At 62.6% G+C, this 16,559-nt stretch carries 12 protein-coding genes; 10 read left to right on the top strand and 2 right to left on the bottom strand.

The genetic code is table 11. From position 1 onward, the window contains the following. The first annotated feature begins 73 nt into the window (after positions 1-73). From K3G63_RS08340 to K3G63_RS08295, 10 genes are all read left to right on the top strand, one after another. On the top strand, positions 74-1,993 hold the full coding sequence (locus tag K3G63_RS08340) for a gliding motility-associated C-terminal domain-containing protein (RefSeq protein ID WP_220613584.1): 1,920 nt from the start codon (positions 74-76) through the stop codon (positions 1,991-1,993). 260 nt (positions 1,994-2,253) lie between these two features. After that, positions 2,254-3,657 carry an exopolysaccharide biosynthesis polyprenyl glycosylphosphotransferase gene (locus K3G63_RS08335; protein ID WP_220613583.1) on the top strand — a complete coding sequence of 468 codons (1,404 nt, stop codon included), beginning with the start codon at positions 2,254-2,256 and terminating at the stop codon, positions 3,655-3,657. A 104-nt stretch (positions 3,658-3,761) separates the two neighbouring features. After that, entirely contained in the window at positions 3,762-4,544 is a 783-nt protein-coding gene (locus tag K3G63_RS08330; RefSeq protein ID WP_220613582.1) for a WecB/TagA/CpsF family glycosyltransferase, read from the top strand. Between the two features lie 250 nt (positions 4,545-4,794). Further along, entirely contained in the window at positions 4,795-5,685 is an 891-nt protein-coding gene (rfbF, locus tag K3G63_RS08325; RefSeq protein ID WP_220613581.1) for a glucose-1-phosphate cytidylyltransferase, read from the top strand. A 114-nt stretch (positions 5,686-5,799) separates the two neighbouring features. Continuing rightward, entirely contained in the window at positions 5,800-6,888 is a 1,089-nt protein-coding gene (locus K3G63_RS08320) for an NAD(P)-dependent oxidoreductase (protein ID WP_220613580.1), read from the top strand. A gap of 73 nt (positions 6,889-6,961) precedes the next feature. Further along, on the top strand, positions 6,962-7,516 hold the full coding sequence (gene rfbC, locus K3G63_RS08315) for a dTDP-4-dehydrorhamnose 3,5-epimerase (protein WP_220613579.1): 555 nt from the start codon (positions 6,962-6,964) through the stop codon (positions 7,514-7,516). 105 nt (positions 7,517-7,621) lie between these two features. Beyond that, positions 7,622-8,968, top strand: a complete 1,347-nt coding sequence (locus tag K3G63_RS08310; RefSeq protein WP_220613578.1) for an NAD(P)H-dependent oxidoreductase — start codon at positions 7,622-7,624, stop codon at positions 8,966-8,968. A gap of 65 nt (positions 8,969-9,033) precedes the next feature. Continuing rightward, positions 9,034-10,371 carry a class I SAM-dependent methyltransferase gene (locus K3G63_RS08305; protein WP_220613577.1) on the top strand — a complete coding sequence of 446 codons (1,338 nt, stop codon included), beginning with the start codon at positions 9,034-9,036 and terminating at the stop codon, positions 10,369-10,371. Between the two features lie 15 nt (positions 10,372-10,386). Further along, on the top strand, positions 10,387-11,712 hold the full coding sequence (locus K3G63_RS08300) for a DUF4910 domain-containing protein (RefSeq protein ID WP_220613576.1): 1,326 nt from the start codon (positions 10,387-10,389) through the stop codon (positions 11,710-11,712). Positions 11,713-11,745: 33 nt separating this feature from the next. Further along, complete coding sequence (locus K3G63_RS08295; protein WP_220613575.1) at positions 11,746-13,107, top strand: glutamate-1-semialdehyde 2,1-aminomutase; 1,362 nt, start codon at positions 11,746-11,748, stop codon at positions 13,105-13,107. A gap of 195 nt (positions 13,108-13,302) precedes the next feature. Here K3G63_RS08295 and K3G63_RS08290 read toward each other — a convergent pair whose 3' ends face one another. Together K3G63_RS08290 and K3G63_RS08285 are read right to left on the bottom strand one after the other, a co-directional pair. Then, positions 13,303-15,267 carry a glycosyltransferase family 2 protein gene (locus K3G63_RS08290; protein ID WP_220613574.1) on the bottom strand — a complete coding sequence of 655 codons (1,965 nt, stop codon included), beginning with the start codon at positions 15,265-15,267 and terminating at the stop codon, positions 13,303-13,305. A 34-nt stretch (positions 15,268-15,301) separates the two neighbouring features. Then, entirely contained in the window at positions 15,302-16,537 is a 1,236-nt protein-coding gene (locus K3G63_RS08285; protein WP_220613573.1) for a DUF563 domain-containing protein, read from the bottom strand. Positions 16,538-16,559 lie beyond the last annotated feature (22 nt).

Below are 16,559 nucleotides of genomic sequence, written 5' to 3'. Positions count from 1 at the left end.
CCGGGAAGCGGACGGCGACAGGAGGCACACCGCGCAGTCTGGTTAGGCGGCTGGAATACTTTAGTCAACCTGTATGAAATACGTTACTCTTTTTTTTCGGGCGAAGCGGCTGTGGCTAGCGGTTGTGCTCCTCATGCTCCTAACGGGGCCGGCCGCCCGCGCCACCCACATCGTAGGCGGTGAGCTGGACCTGCAGTATCGCTCCGGCAGCAGCTACGCCCTGACCCTGACTCTGTACTTCGATGCCATCAACGGGAGCCCGGGCGCCCTGGACGACGATATGCGGGCCAGCATCTTTGAAAAGGGAACCAATCTGCGGATGCAGAACGTGGTTCTGCCCCTGACCAGCAACACGTTTGTCAGCTACACCAACCCGGCCTGTACCAGCTCGGCGCTGAGCACCCGCAAGCTTATTTACACCACCACCATTTCGCTGCCGGCGGCTACCTACGCCAGCACGGGCGGCTACTACGTGGCCGTGGAGCGCTGCTGCCGAAACCAGGGCCTGAGTAACATTGTGAACTCCCTGGGGGCCGCCCAGGCGTTCTACCTGGAGTTTCCGGCCGTAGTGCGCAACGGCCAGCCTTTCCTGGATTCTACCCCGCGTATCTTTCCAGCCCTCGGCGACTACGCCTGCCGGGGCGAGCTATTTTACTACGACTTCGGCGGGCAGGACCCCGATGGTGATTCGCTGGCCTACGACTTGGTGACGCCCCTGAACGGGCATGCCAGCACGGGCAACTCCAACCCCAACCAAGCGGCGCCGGCACCCTACGCGCCCATTACCTGGGTGGCGGGCCTGGGGGAGCAGAACCAGATTCCGGGCAACCCCACGCTGGGCGTAGATGCCCGCACGGGCCGCCTCACGGTGCGGCCTACCCAGCTCGGGCTGTTCGTGTTCGGCGTGCGCTGCTCTGAGTACCGCGGCGGAGTCAAGATTGGCGAAACCCGGCGCGACTTCCAGCTTTTCGTGCTTAACTGCCCCCGTAACACCGCTCCGAGTCTGGAGCTGCAATCCACCACCGGCCGGCCCTACCGCCCCGGCCGGGATACGCTGCGCTTGGTGCCCGGGGCCGACCGCTGCCTGCAAGTGCGCTTCACTGACCCCGACGCCAACTCCCGCCTGACCCTGAGCCTGCGCCCCGTCAACTTCACTACCCCCGTGCCCGGCTTTACCACCCCCGCCGCGGGCCTTGTACGCGCGCCCGGCGCCCCCGATTCGCTGACCGCCCGCTTCTGCTTTCCCGACTGCCTCAACAGCAACGGACAGGTGTACCTGCTGGATGTGATAGTGGCCGACGACGGATGCAGCCTGCCCAAGCGCGACACCGTGCGGGTAGCTTTCACTGCCACGCTACCCCCCAACGCCCCGCCCCTGCTGACCAGCACACTGCCCCCGCCGCTCAACGCCCAGGACGCCCCGCCAGTAACCATCCGGGTACCGCTGGGCACTACCTACTTGGCCACCCTAACGGGCCTGGATACTGATGGCGACGCCCTGGCCCTGACGGCCACCGGCCAGCGCTTCGATCTGGCCGCCGCCGGCATGCGCTTCACGGCCCAGAATGGCCGGGGACAGGCCTCCGGCACCTTCCAGTGGGAGGCAACCTGCGCGGCCCAGGCCCTTACCTCAGAGTTGCTCGTGACATTTCGCCTGCAGGAAAGTGCGGTTTGCAATACCCTGGCCCAAACGCGCACCGTGCGTTTCGAAGTAGTGCCCACCCCCGATACGGTAGCCTTCCTGCCCCCCAACATTATCACCCCCAACCGGGACGGCCGCAACGATGTCTTCACCCTGCCTGATCTGCCTCCCGACCTCTGCGACGGCCGGTTTGGAGGCATCACCATTTACAGCCGCTGGGGCCAGGAAGTGTATCACTCCGGCAGCCGGGGCTTTCGCTGGGGTGGGAGAGGGGTAGCCGGTACCTACTACTTCCTGATAACCTACACCGACGGCCGCAAATACAAAGGCTGGTTGCAGGTAAATCCCTGAAAGTAGGAGCAGCATGGCAGTGCCTCGGCCGTTGGGCTTTTTCCAAGCAGGAAAGCCCAACGGCCGAGGCATTTCATCGTAGGAGCCAAGCCAAGTCACTTTGTGAATCATTCTGAGGTATATTTTACCGTTTTAAATATTTAATGCTATTAATTATTGTTTAAGGAACAATTATGCGTTTCTTTGTTGTAACCGCACGTAGATAACGAAGTATCTCTCCTCTCACCTTTAGCTTCCTTAGCACTTCTCTCTTTCGGCTTATGGAACGATACAGGCATTACTCTGATACTTCGCGCTTTATCCTGCCCCTGATCGACGTGCTGTTAATATTCGGGGCGTTCCGGGTAGCGGGCTACCTGTTTCTGGGCAGCTGGTACTTCGGGGGCTATTACCCGTTTTTCTACGCCATCTTTGCCCTGATCTGGTGGATCATATCGGGGCAGTTTGCCAACCTCTACCGCACCGACAAGCTCATTACCTACCCGGAAAAGTTGCTTTACCTGATGCGCACTTTTCTGCTGCACGCCGGTATTGTGCTGCTGGGCGTAGTGGCCATGCGCATGTACTGGCTGCCAGTGCGCTACCTGTTCTCGGTTTACAGCTTTTCTGTGACGGCCGTGGTGGCCGGGCGCTTCCTTATCACGTTTCTGTACCGGGCCTACCACACCCACTTGGCCCGGCCCCACAGCCGTTTTGTGATAGTGGGCGCCGGCGCCAGCGGCCAGGAACTGTACCGCTTCCTGGCCTCCCACGACCCGATTGGCAACCAGTTCATGGGCTTTTTCACCGACAGCTCGGAGCACGTGCCCGCTGGCTTGCGGCCCCTGGTGCGCGGCCGGCTGGCCGAGTTGAAAAACTACTGCGTGCGCGACCAGGTCGATGAAATCTACTTTGCCATGCCCCTCGACCGTCGGCAGCTGATTGAGGACCTCTCCCGCTTCGCCGACGAGCATTTTCTGTCCTTCCGCATTGTCCCTGATTTCCGCGGTACCGTCCGTAAAGATGTGAATGTATATTTCTACGACCACCTGCCCATTCTCACTATCCGGCACGCGCCGCTGGGGATGCGCACCAATCAGGTACTAAAGCGCCTGTTTGACATAGTTTTTTCGCTCATTGTTATTCTGGGCGTGTTTCCGGTGGTGCTCACGGTGCTGGCTGTGCTTATTAAGCTGGATTCGCCGGGGCCAGTGTTCTTCAAGCAGTTGCGGCCGGGCAAGCGTAATCAGCTGTTTCCGTGCTTTAAGCTCCGCACCATGCGCACCGACCACGGGCAGACGGAGCTGCAGGCTACCAAAGGCGACGCCCGTATTACCCGCGTAGGCCAGTATCTGCGCAAGTACAACCTCGACGAGCTACCCCAGTTCTTCAATGTGCTGCTCGGCCATATGTCGGTGGTGGGGCCTCGGCCCAACATGATTTCGCAGCTGGAGGAATACAGCAAGCACATCCGCACGTACCAGATGCGCCACGCCGTAACGCCGGGCATCACGGGCTACGCCCAGGTGCACGGGTTCCGGGGGGAAACCCGCGAGGCCGGCACCATGGAAAAGCGGGTGGAATACGACCTGAAATACGTGGAAAACTGGTCATTCGGGCTGGATATGAAAATCATCGGCCTCACCGTCTGGAACATGGTCAAGGGCGAAAAGAACGCCTATTAAGCGTAGGGTACCACGCGGGGGCGGTTGCACCACGCAGTCTGCGCAGAAGGCACGCGCTGCACGTGTTGCTTGGCCCTCCCGCTCACTCTTTCCTTCTCTGTTGTATGCTGCGTAAGCTACCCGTCCTGGATTCCTGGATTTCTACCGGCTCAGTGTCTGATTTCGTGACGACCATTCTGAAGCTGGGCGCGGCCCGGGCTTCGGCCTACGTGTGCTTCGCCAACGTGCATATGGTGGTAGAGGCCCAGCGCGACGCGGCGTTTCGGCAGGTGTTGCACGAGGCGGCCGTAGTAGCCCCCGATGGTAGCCCCGTGGCGGCGGTGGTGCACTGGCTAAACCCAAGTAGTCCGCCCCAGCCGCGGGTAGCGGGTATGGATTTGCTGCCTGCCCTGCTGGAAGCCGCCGCGCAAAACGGGCAGTCGGTGTACTTTTATGGCACCACCGAGGACGTGCTGCAAGCCATGGTAGCGCGGGCCCGGCGTGAGCTGCCTACCCTGCGCATTGCCGGTACCCATTCCCCGCCCTTCCGGACCCTGACTCCCGAGGAAGATGCAGCAGAAGTAGCCGCCATCAACGCCACCGACCCTGACTTGCTGTTTGTAGCCCTGGGCTGTCCTCGGCAGGAACGCTGGATGGCCAGCCACCAGGGGCGCATTCGGGCGTGCATGCTGGGGGTAGGGCAGGCGTTTCCGGTGTACGCAGGCCTGGAAAAGCGCCTGCCTCTGTGGGCACGACGGCTCTGGCTGGAGTGGGCCTACCGGCTGTGGCTGGAGCCGCGCCGCTTATGGCGGCGCTACCTAGTCACCAATACCCAGTTCGTGTACCTGCTCACCCGCCGCACAGTTGCCCACATGGTAGGTCGGCCCACGCCCCGCCCGGTAGCGTAGCCTCCTCTTCGCCACTTTCCCTTGCTTACCCCCCGTTGTAACTGGAGGCTGCAATGGCATGTGCGGAACACAGGATAATAGAGATGTATAGTTTACTTTTTTTGAAAAATACTTATAAAAAATATTGATAGAATTACAATATACCCTATATTTCAGCAACCTTAGCTTCCTATAAGTTCCGCAGTATCTGCGCTTGAGCTCCTCTCGCTGACTTCTTTTCCGACCTCATATTTCTAACCCCTCACATAATATGAAAGCAGTAATTCTGGCCGGGGGCTACGGCACCCGCATCAGCGAGGAAAGCGGGGTGCGCCCTAAGCCCATGGTAGAAATTGGGGGCCGGCCCATTCTCTGGCACATCATGAAAATCTATGCCCACCACGGCATCCGCGACTTTGTTATCTGCTGCGGCTATAAGGGGCACATGATCAAGCAGTATTTCTCCGACTACTTTCTGCACAACTCCGATGTGACGTTCCGCATGGACCGCAACGAGATGCAGATCCACCGCAACCACGCCGAGCCCTGGACCGTGACGCTGGTAGATACCGGCCAGGAAACCATGACGGGCGGCCGCCTGCGCCGGGTGCGCGAGTACGTAGGCGACGAAACGTTCTGCCTGACCTACGGCGACGGGGTAGGGGATGTGAACATTCGGGAGGCTGTGCGCTACCACCGCCAGCAGGGCGCCCTGGCTACCCTCACGGCGGTGCGCCAACCAGGCCGCTTCGGGGTGTTTAACCTGCAGGATTCCAGCAGCCGCGTTTCCAGCTTCACGGAAAAGCCCGAAGGCGGTGAAACGCCCTGGATTAACGGCGGCTTCTTCGTGCTGGAGCCCGCCGTGTTCGATTACATTGATGCCGATGAAACGGTGTGGGAAAAAGCTCCGCTAGAGCGCCTGGCCGCCGAAGGCCGCTTGGCCGCCTTCCGCCACACCGGCTTCTGGCAGCCCATGGACACGCTGCGCGACAAAAATATGCTGGAGGAGATGTGGCAGCAGGGCAAGGCGCAGTGGAAAGTGTGGAGCAACACCCCGGAGTCGGCGGAGCCCGACCCCGTGCTGGCCGACATTCTGGCCACGCCCGTGGTGGCCCCGCTCACGGAGCGCGTGGCGGCTCCTACCATCATGCCCGCCGACTAAGAAGTGAGTTAGAGAGAATGAGTGATTGAGTGAAGTGCTCGGTTTGACTGCACGTTATCTGCTTTCACTAATTCTCTGTTGCTTCACTCAATCACTACCTCACCACTTCACGCTATGCGCATTCTTATTACGGGTAATATGGGCTATGTAGGCCCAGGCGTTGTGCGCCATTTGCGCCAGCAGTTTCCGCAGGCCGAGCTGATTGGCTACGACATGGGCTACTTCGCCCACTGCCTCACGGGGGCCCGCCGCCTGCCCGAGTCGCGCCTCGATCAGCAGATTTTTGGCGACATCCGCCACTTGCCCACGGGCCTTCTGGAAGGCGTGGATGCGGTGGTGAACCTGGCTGCCATCAGCAACGACCCCATGGGCCAGACCTACGAGCAGGTAACCCTCGACGTAAACTATCTGGCCGGTATTGAGCTGGCCCGGCAAGCCAAAGCCGCGGGCGTTAGCTCCTTTATCTTTGCTTCCTCGTGCAGCATGTACGGAGCCGGGGGCGAAGGCGCCAAAACCGAAACCTCGGAGCTGAACCCGCTGACGGCCTACGCCCGCTCCAAGGTGATGACCGAGCAGGATCTGCGCCCCCTGGCCGACGACAACTTCGTGATTACCTGCCTGCGTTTTGCTACCGCCTGTGGCTGGAGCGACCGGCTGCGCCTGGACCTGGTAGTGAACGACTTTGTGGCTGGTGCCGTGGCCGCCGGCGAAATCAGCATCCTCAGCGACGGTACGCCCTGGCGCCCCCTGATTCATGTGCAGGACATGGCCCGGGCCATTGAGTGGGCCATTGGCCGCCCGGCCGAGGTAGGCGGCACTTTCCTGGCCGTGAATACTGGCTCGGAGCAGTGGAACTACCAGGTGCGCGACCTGGCCTACGCCGTGGCCGACTCGCTGCCCGGTACGCAGGTCAGCCTGAACCCGTCGGCTCCGCCCGACAAGCGTTCCTACCGCGTCGATTTCAGCCTGTACCGGGAGCTGGCCCCAACCCACCAGCCGCGCCGTACTCTGGCCGATACCATTGACGAGCTGCGCGACGGCTTGCTGGGCATGCACTTCCGCGACGCCGCCTTCCGCTCCTCGGAGCTGATGCGCCTGCGCGTGCTTACCAGCCTGCGCGAAACCCAGGAGCTAGCCGACGACCTGAGCTGGGCCCGCACCGTGGGCGCCCGGGCGGCGGCTCCCGCGGCGGTAGTAGCCTAAGGCTCGCTACCCCCAGGCCCCGGGCCAAGCCGGCCCTTCCATCCCTTCCTGTCACTTCCAAGCATCTATCTGTATGATTTTTACCGAAACCGAACTGCCGGGCGCCTTTATTATTGACGTAGACCGGATGGCTGATGACCGGGGCTTTTTTGCCCGCTCCTGGTGCGCCGATGAGTTTGCGGCCCACGGCATTCTGATGCCCCCAGTTCAGGCCAACGTTTCTTCGAACCCCAAGCGCGGCACCCTGCGCGGCATGCACCTGCAACTAGCGCCCTACGAGGAAACCAAGCTGGTGCGCTGCACCCGCGGCGCTATTTACGACGTGATTGTGGACCTGCGCGAAGAGTCGCCGACCTACGGGCAGTGGCTGGGCGTGGAGCTCACGGCCGATTCGTTCCGGATGCTGTTCGTGCCCGGTCGTTTTGCCCACGGCTTTATCACCCTCGAGGACAATACCGATGTGGGCTACCAGGTATCGGCCAAGTACGCGCCCGGCTACGAGCGGGGCCTGCGCTGGAACGACCCAGCCATTGGCATCAAGTGGCCCATCGAGCCTACCCTGATTTCCGAGAAGGACCAGAAGCACCCCGATTTTCAGCTGCGCGTGCCCGAGGTAGTGGGCAGCTAGAGAACGGCAACCAAGACACACGGCAGGCAACGGGGAAATGATGGGCAAGGGCTTGGCTGCGGCAGGTCATTCAATTCAGTTAACCAACCTATTACAAGAAACAACATGCTCATCATTGATACGGCCCTGCAACAGCGCCAGCGCGAAGGTCGCCCGATTCGGGTAGCCATGGTAGGGGCGGGCTTTATGGCCCGGGGCGTGGCCCGGCAAATCTGCTGCTACGTGCCCGGCATGGAGCTGGTCGCCATTGCCAACCGCACCCCCGAAAAAGCCCGCGCCATCTACGCCGAAGCCGGCGTAACCGACGTGGTGGAGGTTAGCTCCGTGGCTGAGCTGGAAGCCTGCGTAGAGCAGGGCCGCCCCGCCATCACCAACGATGCCCTGCTGCTAAGCCGCGCCGCCGGCATTGAGGCCATTATCGAAGTAACCGGCGCTGTAGAGCACGGCGCCCATGTAGTGTTGGAAGCCATCGGCCACGGTAAGCACATCATTCTGCTCAATGCCGAGCTGGACGGCACCGTTGGTCCCATTCTGAAAGTGTACGCCGACCGTGCCGGGGTAGTGTACACCGTAGCCGACGGCGACCAGCCGGGCGTGACCCTGAACCTGGCCCGCTTCGTGAAGGGCCTGGGCGTAACGCCGGTGCTGTGCGGCAACATCAAAGGCCTCCACGACCCCTACCGCAACCCCACTACCCAGGAAGGCTTTGCCAAGCAGTGGGGCCAGAACCCCAGCATGGTTACCAGCTTCGCCGATGGTAGCAAAATCAGCTTTGAGCAGGCCGTAGTGGCCAATGCTCTGGGCATGCGCGTGGCCCGCCGCGGTATGCTGGGCCCCACCGTAGAGCCGGGTACGCCCGTGACCAAAGCCGCCGAGTGGTACCCCCACGAGTTGCTCCTCAATGGCGGCCCCGGCATCGTCGACTATGTAGTGGGTGCCGAGCCCGGACCCGGCGTGTTCGTGCTGGGCACTATTGATGACCCGGTGCAGCAGCACTACCTCAAGCTCTACAAGCTGGGCCCCGGGCCACTGTACTGCTTCTACACGCCCTACCACCTCTGCCACTTCGAAACCCCCACCACCGTAGCCCGGGCCGTGCTGTTCCAGGATGCGGCGTTGGCGCCCGCCGGCCCCATGTGCGTGGAGGTAGTTACGGCCGCCAAAGTGCCCTTGCAGGCCGGGCAGGTGCTGGATGGCATCGGCCACTACCACACCTACGGCCTGGCCGAAAACGCCGATGTGACGGAGCGCGAAAACCTGCTCCCCATTGGGGTGGCCGAAGGCTGCATTCTGCGCCACGACGTGCCCAAGGACCAGGTGCTGACGTACGACGACGTGATTGTGCCCGAAGGCCGCCTCATTGACCAGCTGCGCCGCGAACAGGCCGCCTACTTCCAGCAGGCGGCTCAGTCCGTAGCGTCCTCTGCTGCCGTTGCTCCGTCCCTGGCCTAGGCTTCCCTTCCGCCGGCCACCCTGCTCTCCCGCTCTCTGCCCTATTTTCTCCCCTCGTATTGGTTATGGAACACTTTTCTCCGTTCGTCGTTGGTGGTGCGACGCTACGTGCTGCCAGGCACCCGATACCAGCGCCAACGTACCTGCTTCCGCAACCCGTAGAGCCGCCGGCCAGTCCGTGCCGGTTCTGCGGCGAGCCCCTGGACTATACGTTCGTTGACCTGGGTACCTCACCGCTGTGCCAGCACCACGTGCGGCCCCACGAGTTCAACCGGGCGGAGGCCTGCTACCCCCTGCATGCTCGCGTGTGCCGCAGCTGCTTTCTGGTACAGCTCGACGAGTTCGTGACTTCTGAGGAAATCTTTCAGAACGACTACGCCTACTTTTCCTCCTACTCGGCTTCCTGGCTGCGCCACGCCCGCCGCTACACCGACATGGCCACTGAGCGGTTCGGGCTCACAAGCAGCAGCCTGGTAGTAGAAGTGGCTTCTAACGACGGCTACCTGCTCCAATACTTTGTAGAGAAAAACATTCCGGTGCTGGGCATTGAGCCGGCCGGCAACGTAGCAAGTTACGCTCAGGCCAAGGGCATCAACACGCTGGTGCGCTTTTTCGGGACGGAAACTGCCCGCTACGTGGCCCAACTGTTGGGGCAGGCGGATGTGCTGCTGGGCAACAACGTGCTGGCCCACGTGCCTGATATCAACGACTTTGTGGCCGGCCTAGGCCTGTTGCTCAAGCCCGACGGAGTCGTTACGATGGAGTTTCCGCACCTGCTGCGTCTGATGGAGGGCAACCAGTTCGATACCATCTACCACGAGCACTTCAGTTACCTGTCTTTTTACACCGTGGAGCGCATTTTTGCCCACCACGGACTTACCCTCTTCGACGTGGAGGAGCTGCCGACGCATGGCGGCTCCCTGCGCATTTTTGCCCGCCACAGCGCCAGCGCGGCCTGGCCAGTAACGGAGCGGGTAGGGACGCTACGCCGCCGCGAGCTGGCTGCCGGTATCACCGACCTGGCTTACTACAGCGACTTCGAGGAGAAAGCCAAGGAAACCAAGCGGAAGCTGCTAGAATTCCTGATTGAAGCCAAGCGCGAAGGCAAAACGGTGGTAGGCTACGGGGCTCCCGGCAAGGGCAACACGCTGCTGAACTACTGCGGCATTCGGACTGATTTTCTGGACTATACCGTAGACGTGAGCCCCCACAAGCAGGGCAACTTCCTGCCCGGCACGCGCATCCCCATCTGCCACCCCGACCGTATCCGCCAAACCCAGCCCGACTACGTGCTGATTCTGCCCTGGAACCTGCAAGAGGAGATTATGGAGCAGATGCAGGACATCCGGGCCTGGGGCGGCCGTTTTGTAGTGCCCATTCCGGAAGTACAGGTGTACGCATAAGGCGGGGCGTTACCGATGTCGACTGCCTTGCTACCTGGTGCCGCCGCCCCAACCGATGTGGCTTCGGCTGGAGCAGCCATGCACGCCCTTATGGCGCGGCTGTTTCCTATCTGCCGCAGCATTACGGGCAACGGCGTGCGCGAAACCCTGGCCGTGCTGCGCGAATATCTGCCGGCTCTGCAGGTGCACGAGGTGCCCAGCGGCACGCCCGCCCTCGACTGGACCGTGCCCGCCGAGTGGAACATTCGCGACGCCTGGGTGAAAAACGCCGCCGGCGAGCGGGTTATCGACTTTCAGCAGCACAACCTGCACGTACTGCAGTACAGCACGCCGGTGCACGGCTGGTTTTCGCGCCGGGAACTGGACGAGCACCTGTTTTCCCTGCCCGAGCAGCCCGACCTGATTCCCTACCGCACCAGTTACTACCAAGCCAGCTGGGGCTTCTGCCTACGCCACCACCAACGCGAACAGCTGCGCGAGGAGCACTACGAAGTCTGCATTGACAGCACCCTGGACGCCAGCGGCTCCCTGACCTACGGCGAGCTGGTACTGCCCGGTGCCTCGGAGGAAGAAGTGCTGCTGTCCTGCCATTGCTGCCACCCGTCCCTGGCCAACGATAACCTTTCGGGGCTGGCCGTGGCCGTATTCCTGGCCCAGGCCCTGGCCCGGCAGCCCCGCCGCTATACCTATCGGTTTGTGTTCGGGCCGGGCACTATTGGCTCCCTTGTCTGGCTGAGCCGCCACCGCGAAACAGTCGGCCGCATCCGGCACGGGCTGGTGCTTACGCTGCTGGGCGGCCCCGGTGGCTTCACCTACAAGCAAAGCCGCCGCGCTACCGCCGATATAGACCGCACCGTGGCCCTGGTGCTGCGCGACTTTGGGGCCGAGTACGAGGTGCGGCCCTGGTTGCCCTACGGCTACGATGAGCGCCAGTACTGCTCACCGGGCTTCAACCTGCCGGTGGGCTGCCTCTCGCGCACGCCCTTCGGGGAATTTGCCGAGTACCACACCTCCGCCGACAACCTCAGCTTCGTGCGGCCGGAGCAGGTAGCAGAAAGCCTGCGCCTGACTGAGGCAGTGTGCGAGGCTCTGGAGCGCAACCATACGTACCGCAACCTCAGCCCCTACGGAGAGCCGCAGCTAGGCCGCCGCGGCCTCTACAAAGGGGTAGGCGGCGGGCAGGAAGGCGCCGACTGGCAAATGGTCCTGCTCTGGCTGCTCAGCCTTTCCGATGGCTCTAAGAGCCTGCTGGATGTAGCCGAGCAAGCCAACCTGCCGCTGGCCCTGCTGCACCGGGCCGCCAGTGCCCTGGAAGGCGCTGGCCTGCTTCAACCCCTCTAACTCGCTTACTGGCCCCAGACGGCGTCTTTCCACATGGAATCACCTTTGGCTCACTCTGCCCCCGAAGCTGCGCCTGCTGGTTCTTCTCCCAGCTTCGAGCGGTCGGAGGCGCTGCAGGCGCGTTTTCACGCCGCTATTCCCGGCGGGGCGCACACCTACGCCAAGGGCGACGACCAGTTTCCGGAGCACATGGCGCCCTATATGGTGCGGGGCGAAGGCTGCCGGGTGTGGGATGCTGATGGCAATGAGTTTATTGAGTTTGGGGCCGGCCTGCGCTCCGTTACGCTGGGCCATGCCTACCCCCCGGTGGTAGTGGCAGCGGCCCGGCAACTCAGCCTCGGCTGCAACTTTGGGCGCCCAGCGGTGCTGGAGCTGGAAACCGCCGAGGAGTTTCTGGATTTCACTGGCGCCGGCGAGATGGTGAAGTTTGCCAAAAACGGCTCCGATGTTACCAGTGCCGCCGTGAAGCTGGCCCGCGCCTATACCGGCCGCGAGCTGGTTGCCATCTGCCAGGATCAGCCATTTTTCTCCGTCGACGATTGGTTTATCGGTACCACGGCCGTTGGTGCCGGCATTCCGCAGGCCATCCGCGAGCTAACCGTCGGCTTTCGGTTTAATGACTTGGCTAGCCTGGAAAACCTGTTTGCGGCTCGTCCGGGCCAGGTGGCGTGCGTGTTGCTGGAAGTGGAGAAGGAGGTGCCGCCGGCCCCGGGGTTTCTGGCTGGGGTGCAGGCCCTGTGCCGCCGCGAGGGGGTAGTGCTCATCTTCGATGAAATCATTACGGGGTTTCGGTGGCACAACCAGGGCGCCCAGGGGTTCTACGGTATCCGCCCCGACCTCAGCACCTTTGGCAAAGCCCTGGGCAACGGCTTCAGCGTAGCCGCTCTGGCTGGCCGGCGGGAACTGATGGAGCGCGGCGGCCTGCACCACCCGCACGAGCGGGTATTCCTGCTCTCCACTACCTACGGGGCCGAAACGCATACCCTGGCCGCCGCCCGCGCCGTAATGCAGGTGTACCGTCAGGAGCCCGTCACCGACCACCTGCACCACGTCGGGCGGCTACTGGCGGAGGGGCTGCACCAGTCGGCGCGGGAGCATGGGCTGAGCCAGCAGGTGCGGGCCCTGGGGCAGCCGTGCTGCCTTATTTACACCACCCGCGATGCGCAGGGCCAGCACTCTGCCGCGCTTCGGACCTTGTTTTTGCAGGAAACCATGCGCCGCGGCCTGCTCATGCCTTCTCTTATCGTCAATTACTCGCACACGGAAGCGGTTATAGCGCAGGTGCTGGAGCGGTTGCACGACGTACTGGGCGTGTACCGCCGGGCTCTGGATGAAGGCGTGGAAAAATACCTGCGCGGCCAACCCGTGAAATCCGTTTATCGGCGCTTCAACTAGCAAATAAGGTAGAGCCAGACAGGTTTGCGGACTACAAAGGGGTAGGAGCCACCAGCCTGACTCAGGATACCGGGTATAAGAAGGAAGAGGTATCGGGCGGGAAGGCTAGTACCAACAGGGTAGCGCCGGCACGTTTCATCTTCAAACGAAACGTGGCGGCGCTACCCTGTTAGTGGTTGGTATAGCTGCGGCGGTCTAGGTGCTGGGTACTGCCCAACTGGTATTGGTGGGCAGCGGCGGCGTGAAGTTCAGGCGAGCCAACGTGCTCAGCCCTAGCCGGATGGGGAGCCAACGCGCCGGTACCGGCAAATGGCGCAGGGTAGGCAATTCCAGTAGTTTCAGGGTGCGGCGCGCCGAGGCAGCATCGTGGTGCTGCAAGGCCCGGTAAGCGCCCGCCAGCACAAACTGGTGGAAAAACCTGGCTTCGGCCCGGCGCAGACGAGGTTCGGGCAGCAGCTGCTGGGCCCGGGCTTTCTGGAAGATTCGCTGAAGCAGCTGAATATTCTGCTCGTGAAAAACCCCGGTGGTCAGGGCCCCATCGTGCACGGAATACGCGGCAGTAAGGCTGGGCACTTGGTAAAGCCCGCCGTAGGCGAATACGCGGAGCCACAGGTCGGTATCGTCGGTGTCTTGCTGGCTTGGATCGGGGCCGCCGGTATGCTGGTAGGCCTTTCGGCTTACTACCAGGCCCGGAATACGAATCAGAGAGGAATTGGTCAGCAGCGCCTCTATGGCCGCTTCGGGTGCCAAAAAGCCGGCCCGGGCTGGCACCTGGCGCCGCAGCTCCTGCCCATCCGCATCCACTACGCTTACTCCAAATAATATGGCATGCTGCTGCCCGTGCAACTGCCGCAAGGTCTCGAGCATAGTTTCCAGTCCACCGGGCAGCAGGTAGTCGTCGTCGTGCAGCATGAGCACGTACTGCCCCCGGGCTCGCTCTACACAAGCCCGCCAGTTGGTGGCAGCATTGCCGCCGGGAGGGTTGCGGTGGTAGTGCCAGCGTTGGGGTGGCTGCTTTCCGAGCACCTGTTGCGTGGTTTGCTCCCCGGCCTCGGCGTCGTGGGTTGAGTTATCGGAGATGATAACTTCTACCTCAGCGGGTAGCGGCCCGATGGAGCGCAGGGCGCGGGCCAGTAAGGTGGGCCGGTGGTAGGTAGGCACGCAAATGCTAAGCAGGGGGGGAGACAGGGCCGACGCAACCGGAGCGGGCAGCCAGCCGCGCCGGGCCCGTTGCTGCACTAGCTGGCGAGATACCAACACCTCCCGCCAGTGCTGCCACAGATACCGCACGGCCCGTAACGACTTGCGCTCGGCCAGCACGGCATAGGCTACAATGCCCACCTGCCGGGGCAAGGCGCGCAGCAGCAGGCCCGGAACCTGCTTAGGCGGAGTGTTTTTGAGCAGCAGCAGCCACTGGTTTTTCACAGCATCGGCCTTGATGGCCCCGTTCAGCCGCCGCCGTAGCCGCAGGTTGGAAGGCAGGAACTGGCGGGGGTGCAAGGCCCGGCAGGCGGGCTCAAATAGCGTGTGCCACCCGTAGAGACGCCCCCGCCAGGCAATGTCCCAATCCTCCTTATGCGCGAAAAAGCGGGAGTCGAAGAACTCGCCCTGCACCCGCAAATCGTCAATAAAGCGCCGGCGGAACAGGGGAAGGGCCCCATCGGCTCCGTCGACGTAAGTGGGCTCCAGAATACCGGCCGTGCTCAGCGGCTGTCCGTGCAGGCGCAGGCTGAAGCGGCCATCGGGCAGGGCCACCATGCCGGCACTATCAATGCGCGGATCCGCGTCGCGGTTCTGCAGCAGCAGGCCGCACACGGTACCAATGCGGGGGTCGCGCCGGATGGCGGCCACGGCGCAGGCCAGGTAGTCGGGCTCCATCTCCACATCGGGGTTGACCAGCAGCACCAGGTCGGTTTCGGTGCGGTCGAGGGCGTAGTTGTGGCCTCCGCAGAAGCCGGTATTCTCCGTCAGGCGGTGGAGGCGTACGCGCGCATCGGTGGCGGCCAGGGCCTCCACCCGGGCGCATGTGTCGTCCTGGGAGTTGTTGTCAACCACCCACAGCTCAAAATCGGCCCACGACTGTGCCAGCACGGAGTGTAGGCAGGCTTCAATGGAGTCAGCACTGTTCCACGATACCAACGAAAGCAGGACGGAAGGCATAAGCAAGGCAGTTGGAAGGAAAAGAGACGCCCGACTACACGCTAGCCGGCTCCGGTTGGCGCTGCAAGGCCGTTTCTACTAGGGGGCGCAGGGCCTCCAGGTCCACGATGAGGTGGTCGCGCTGGGCGCCGGTGCGGGTCTGGCTGGGGTTGGGCGTTTCGCACACGAGGTACTGGTGGTCCATACCAAGGCGGGAGGTAAACTCCAGGTAATCGGCTACTACAAAGCTGGACGGGAACAGCTCAATGAGCTGAGCGCCCCGCGGGCTGACGACGATGTTGGCCAGGCCGGCGCCTACTGAGGAGACAATAACTTTTGCCTGGGCAAACAAGGCCGTTTTCTCATCCTGGGAGTAGGGGGTGAGCGTGTGCGTCTCGAAGCCGTATTCGCGCAGCATGGCCTCCAGGGCGTCCTCGTTGAGGATGTGTCGGCCCGGCGCATCGCGGCGGCTGATGTAGATGTAGGGGCTAAAGGTGCGGTTCACTGCGGGCGGCGGCAGCAGAATACTGCGCAGAAAGTCGCAGGCCCAGACGGGCGTGTGGGTTAGGTTGCCGCGCACGCCGGGGGTAGCCAGCAGGCAGCGGGCCCGCACGTGCGGGTTCTCCGTGACATCTACCAGCCGCTCCGGCCCAATGCCCAGCGCCGCCATGGTGCCCTGCACAAACCGCTTCGATTTATCATAGACCAAAAAGTAGTCTACCGCGTCGAGCAAACCAGCTTCGCGCACCAGGTGCAAGCGGGGCAGCGAGTCAATCAGCCAGTGGTAGTAGTTGCCGCTGGCCGCGCCCCCGCCGGAAAGCAGGTTGCAGACGGTGCCGGGCAGCTCCCGGGGAGCCACAAAGTAGCGCTGGCGGAAGATGTTGTTGCTCTCCGGGGGCGTGAGGTCCCACCGGGCCCCGTCGTACTGAAACGACACGTCCCCGACCAGGCGGTTGTCGGCGGCAATAACGGCCACGCTGTTAAAGTTGTCGGCGTACACGCGGCCGTCAATCAGCTCTACCACAAACGCAGCCGGTACTTTCTCCTGGCGGTGGGGCTTGTCGTGCAGGCCCTCGTACACGGAAGCCTTGTCGTAGAAGTCATCGGGCACGTGCAACTGGGAGGTGTAGGCCGGTACCACCCCGAAGTACGCCACGCCGCCGCCGGGGCGGGCCGCCAGCTCGCGGCTGCTGGGGTGCACGCCCACCGGGCGGTAGTGCAGGTTCTGGGGTATCCACTCGCGTAATAGCCGCCCTGCTTTGCGCCGGGCCCGCAGTACAACATCGTGCATAAAAAATAGAACAAGTGAGGGG

This window comes from Hymenobacter sp. HSC-4F20 (genome assembly GCF_019599275.1).
In the GTDB taxonomy this organism is placed as follows: Bacteria; Bacteroidota; Bacteroidia; order Cytophagales; family Hymenobacteraceae; genus Hymenobacter.
The sequence above is the reverse complement of the archived record's forward strand: the minus strand, read 5'-3'. Positions and strand labels throughout refer to the sequence as shown.

What these genes read in the sequence shown, in the direction of transcription:
- K3G63_RS08320 (WP_220613580.1), top strand. Translation starts at nt 5,800, where the DNA reads ATGCGCATTCTTATTACGGGTAATATGGGCTATGTAGGCCCAGGCGTT.
- K3G63_RS08300 (WP_220613576.1), top strand. Translation starts at nt 10,387, where the DNA reads ATGTCGACTGCCTTGCTACCTGGTGCCGCCGCCCCAACCGATGTGGCT.
- rfbC (WP_220613579.1), top strand. Translation starts at nt 6,962, where the DNA reads ATGATTTTTACCGAAACCGAACTGCCGGGCGCCTTTATTATTGACGTA.
- K3G63_RS08305 (WP_220613577.1), top strand. Translation starts at nt 9,034, where the DNA reads ATGGAACACTTTTCTCCGTTCGTCGTTGGTGGTGCGACGCTACGTGCT.
- K3G63_RS08330 (WP_220613582.1), top strand. Translation starts at nt 3,762, where the DNA reads ATGCTGCGTAAGCTACCCGTCCTGGATTCCTGGATTTCTACCGGCTCA.
- rfbF (WP_220613581.1), top strand. Translation starts at nt 4,795, where the DNA reads ATGAAAGCAGTAATTCTGGCCGGGGGCTACGGCACCCGCATCAGCGAG.
- K3G63_RS08340 (WP_220613584.1), top strand. Translation starts at nt 74, where the DNA reads ATGAAATACGTTACTCTTTTTTTTCGGGCGAAGCGGCTGTGGCTAGCG.
- K3G63_RS08335 (WP_220613583.1), top strand. Translation starts at nt 2,254, where the DNA reads ATGGAACGATACAGGCATTACTCTGATACTTCGCGCTTTATCCTGCCC.
- K3G63_RS08290 (WP_220613574.1), bottom strand. Translation starts at nt 15,267, where the DNA reads ATGCCTTCCGTCCTGCTTTCGTTGGTATCGTGGAACAGTGCTGACTCC.
- K3G63_RS08295 (WP_220613575.1), top strand. Translation starts at nt 11,746, where the DNA reads ATGGAATCACCTTTGGCTCACTCTGCCCCCGAAGCTGCGCCTGCTGGT.
- K3G63_RS08310 (WP_220613578.1), top strand. Translation starts at nt 7,622, where the DNA reads ATGCTCATCATTGATACGGCCCTGCAACAGCGCCAGCGCGAAGGTCGC.
- K3G63_RS08285 (WP_220613573.1), bottom strand. Translation starts at nt 16,537, where the DNA reads ATGCACGATGTTGTACTGCGGGCCCGGCGCAAAGCAGGGCGGCTATTA.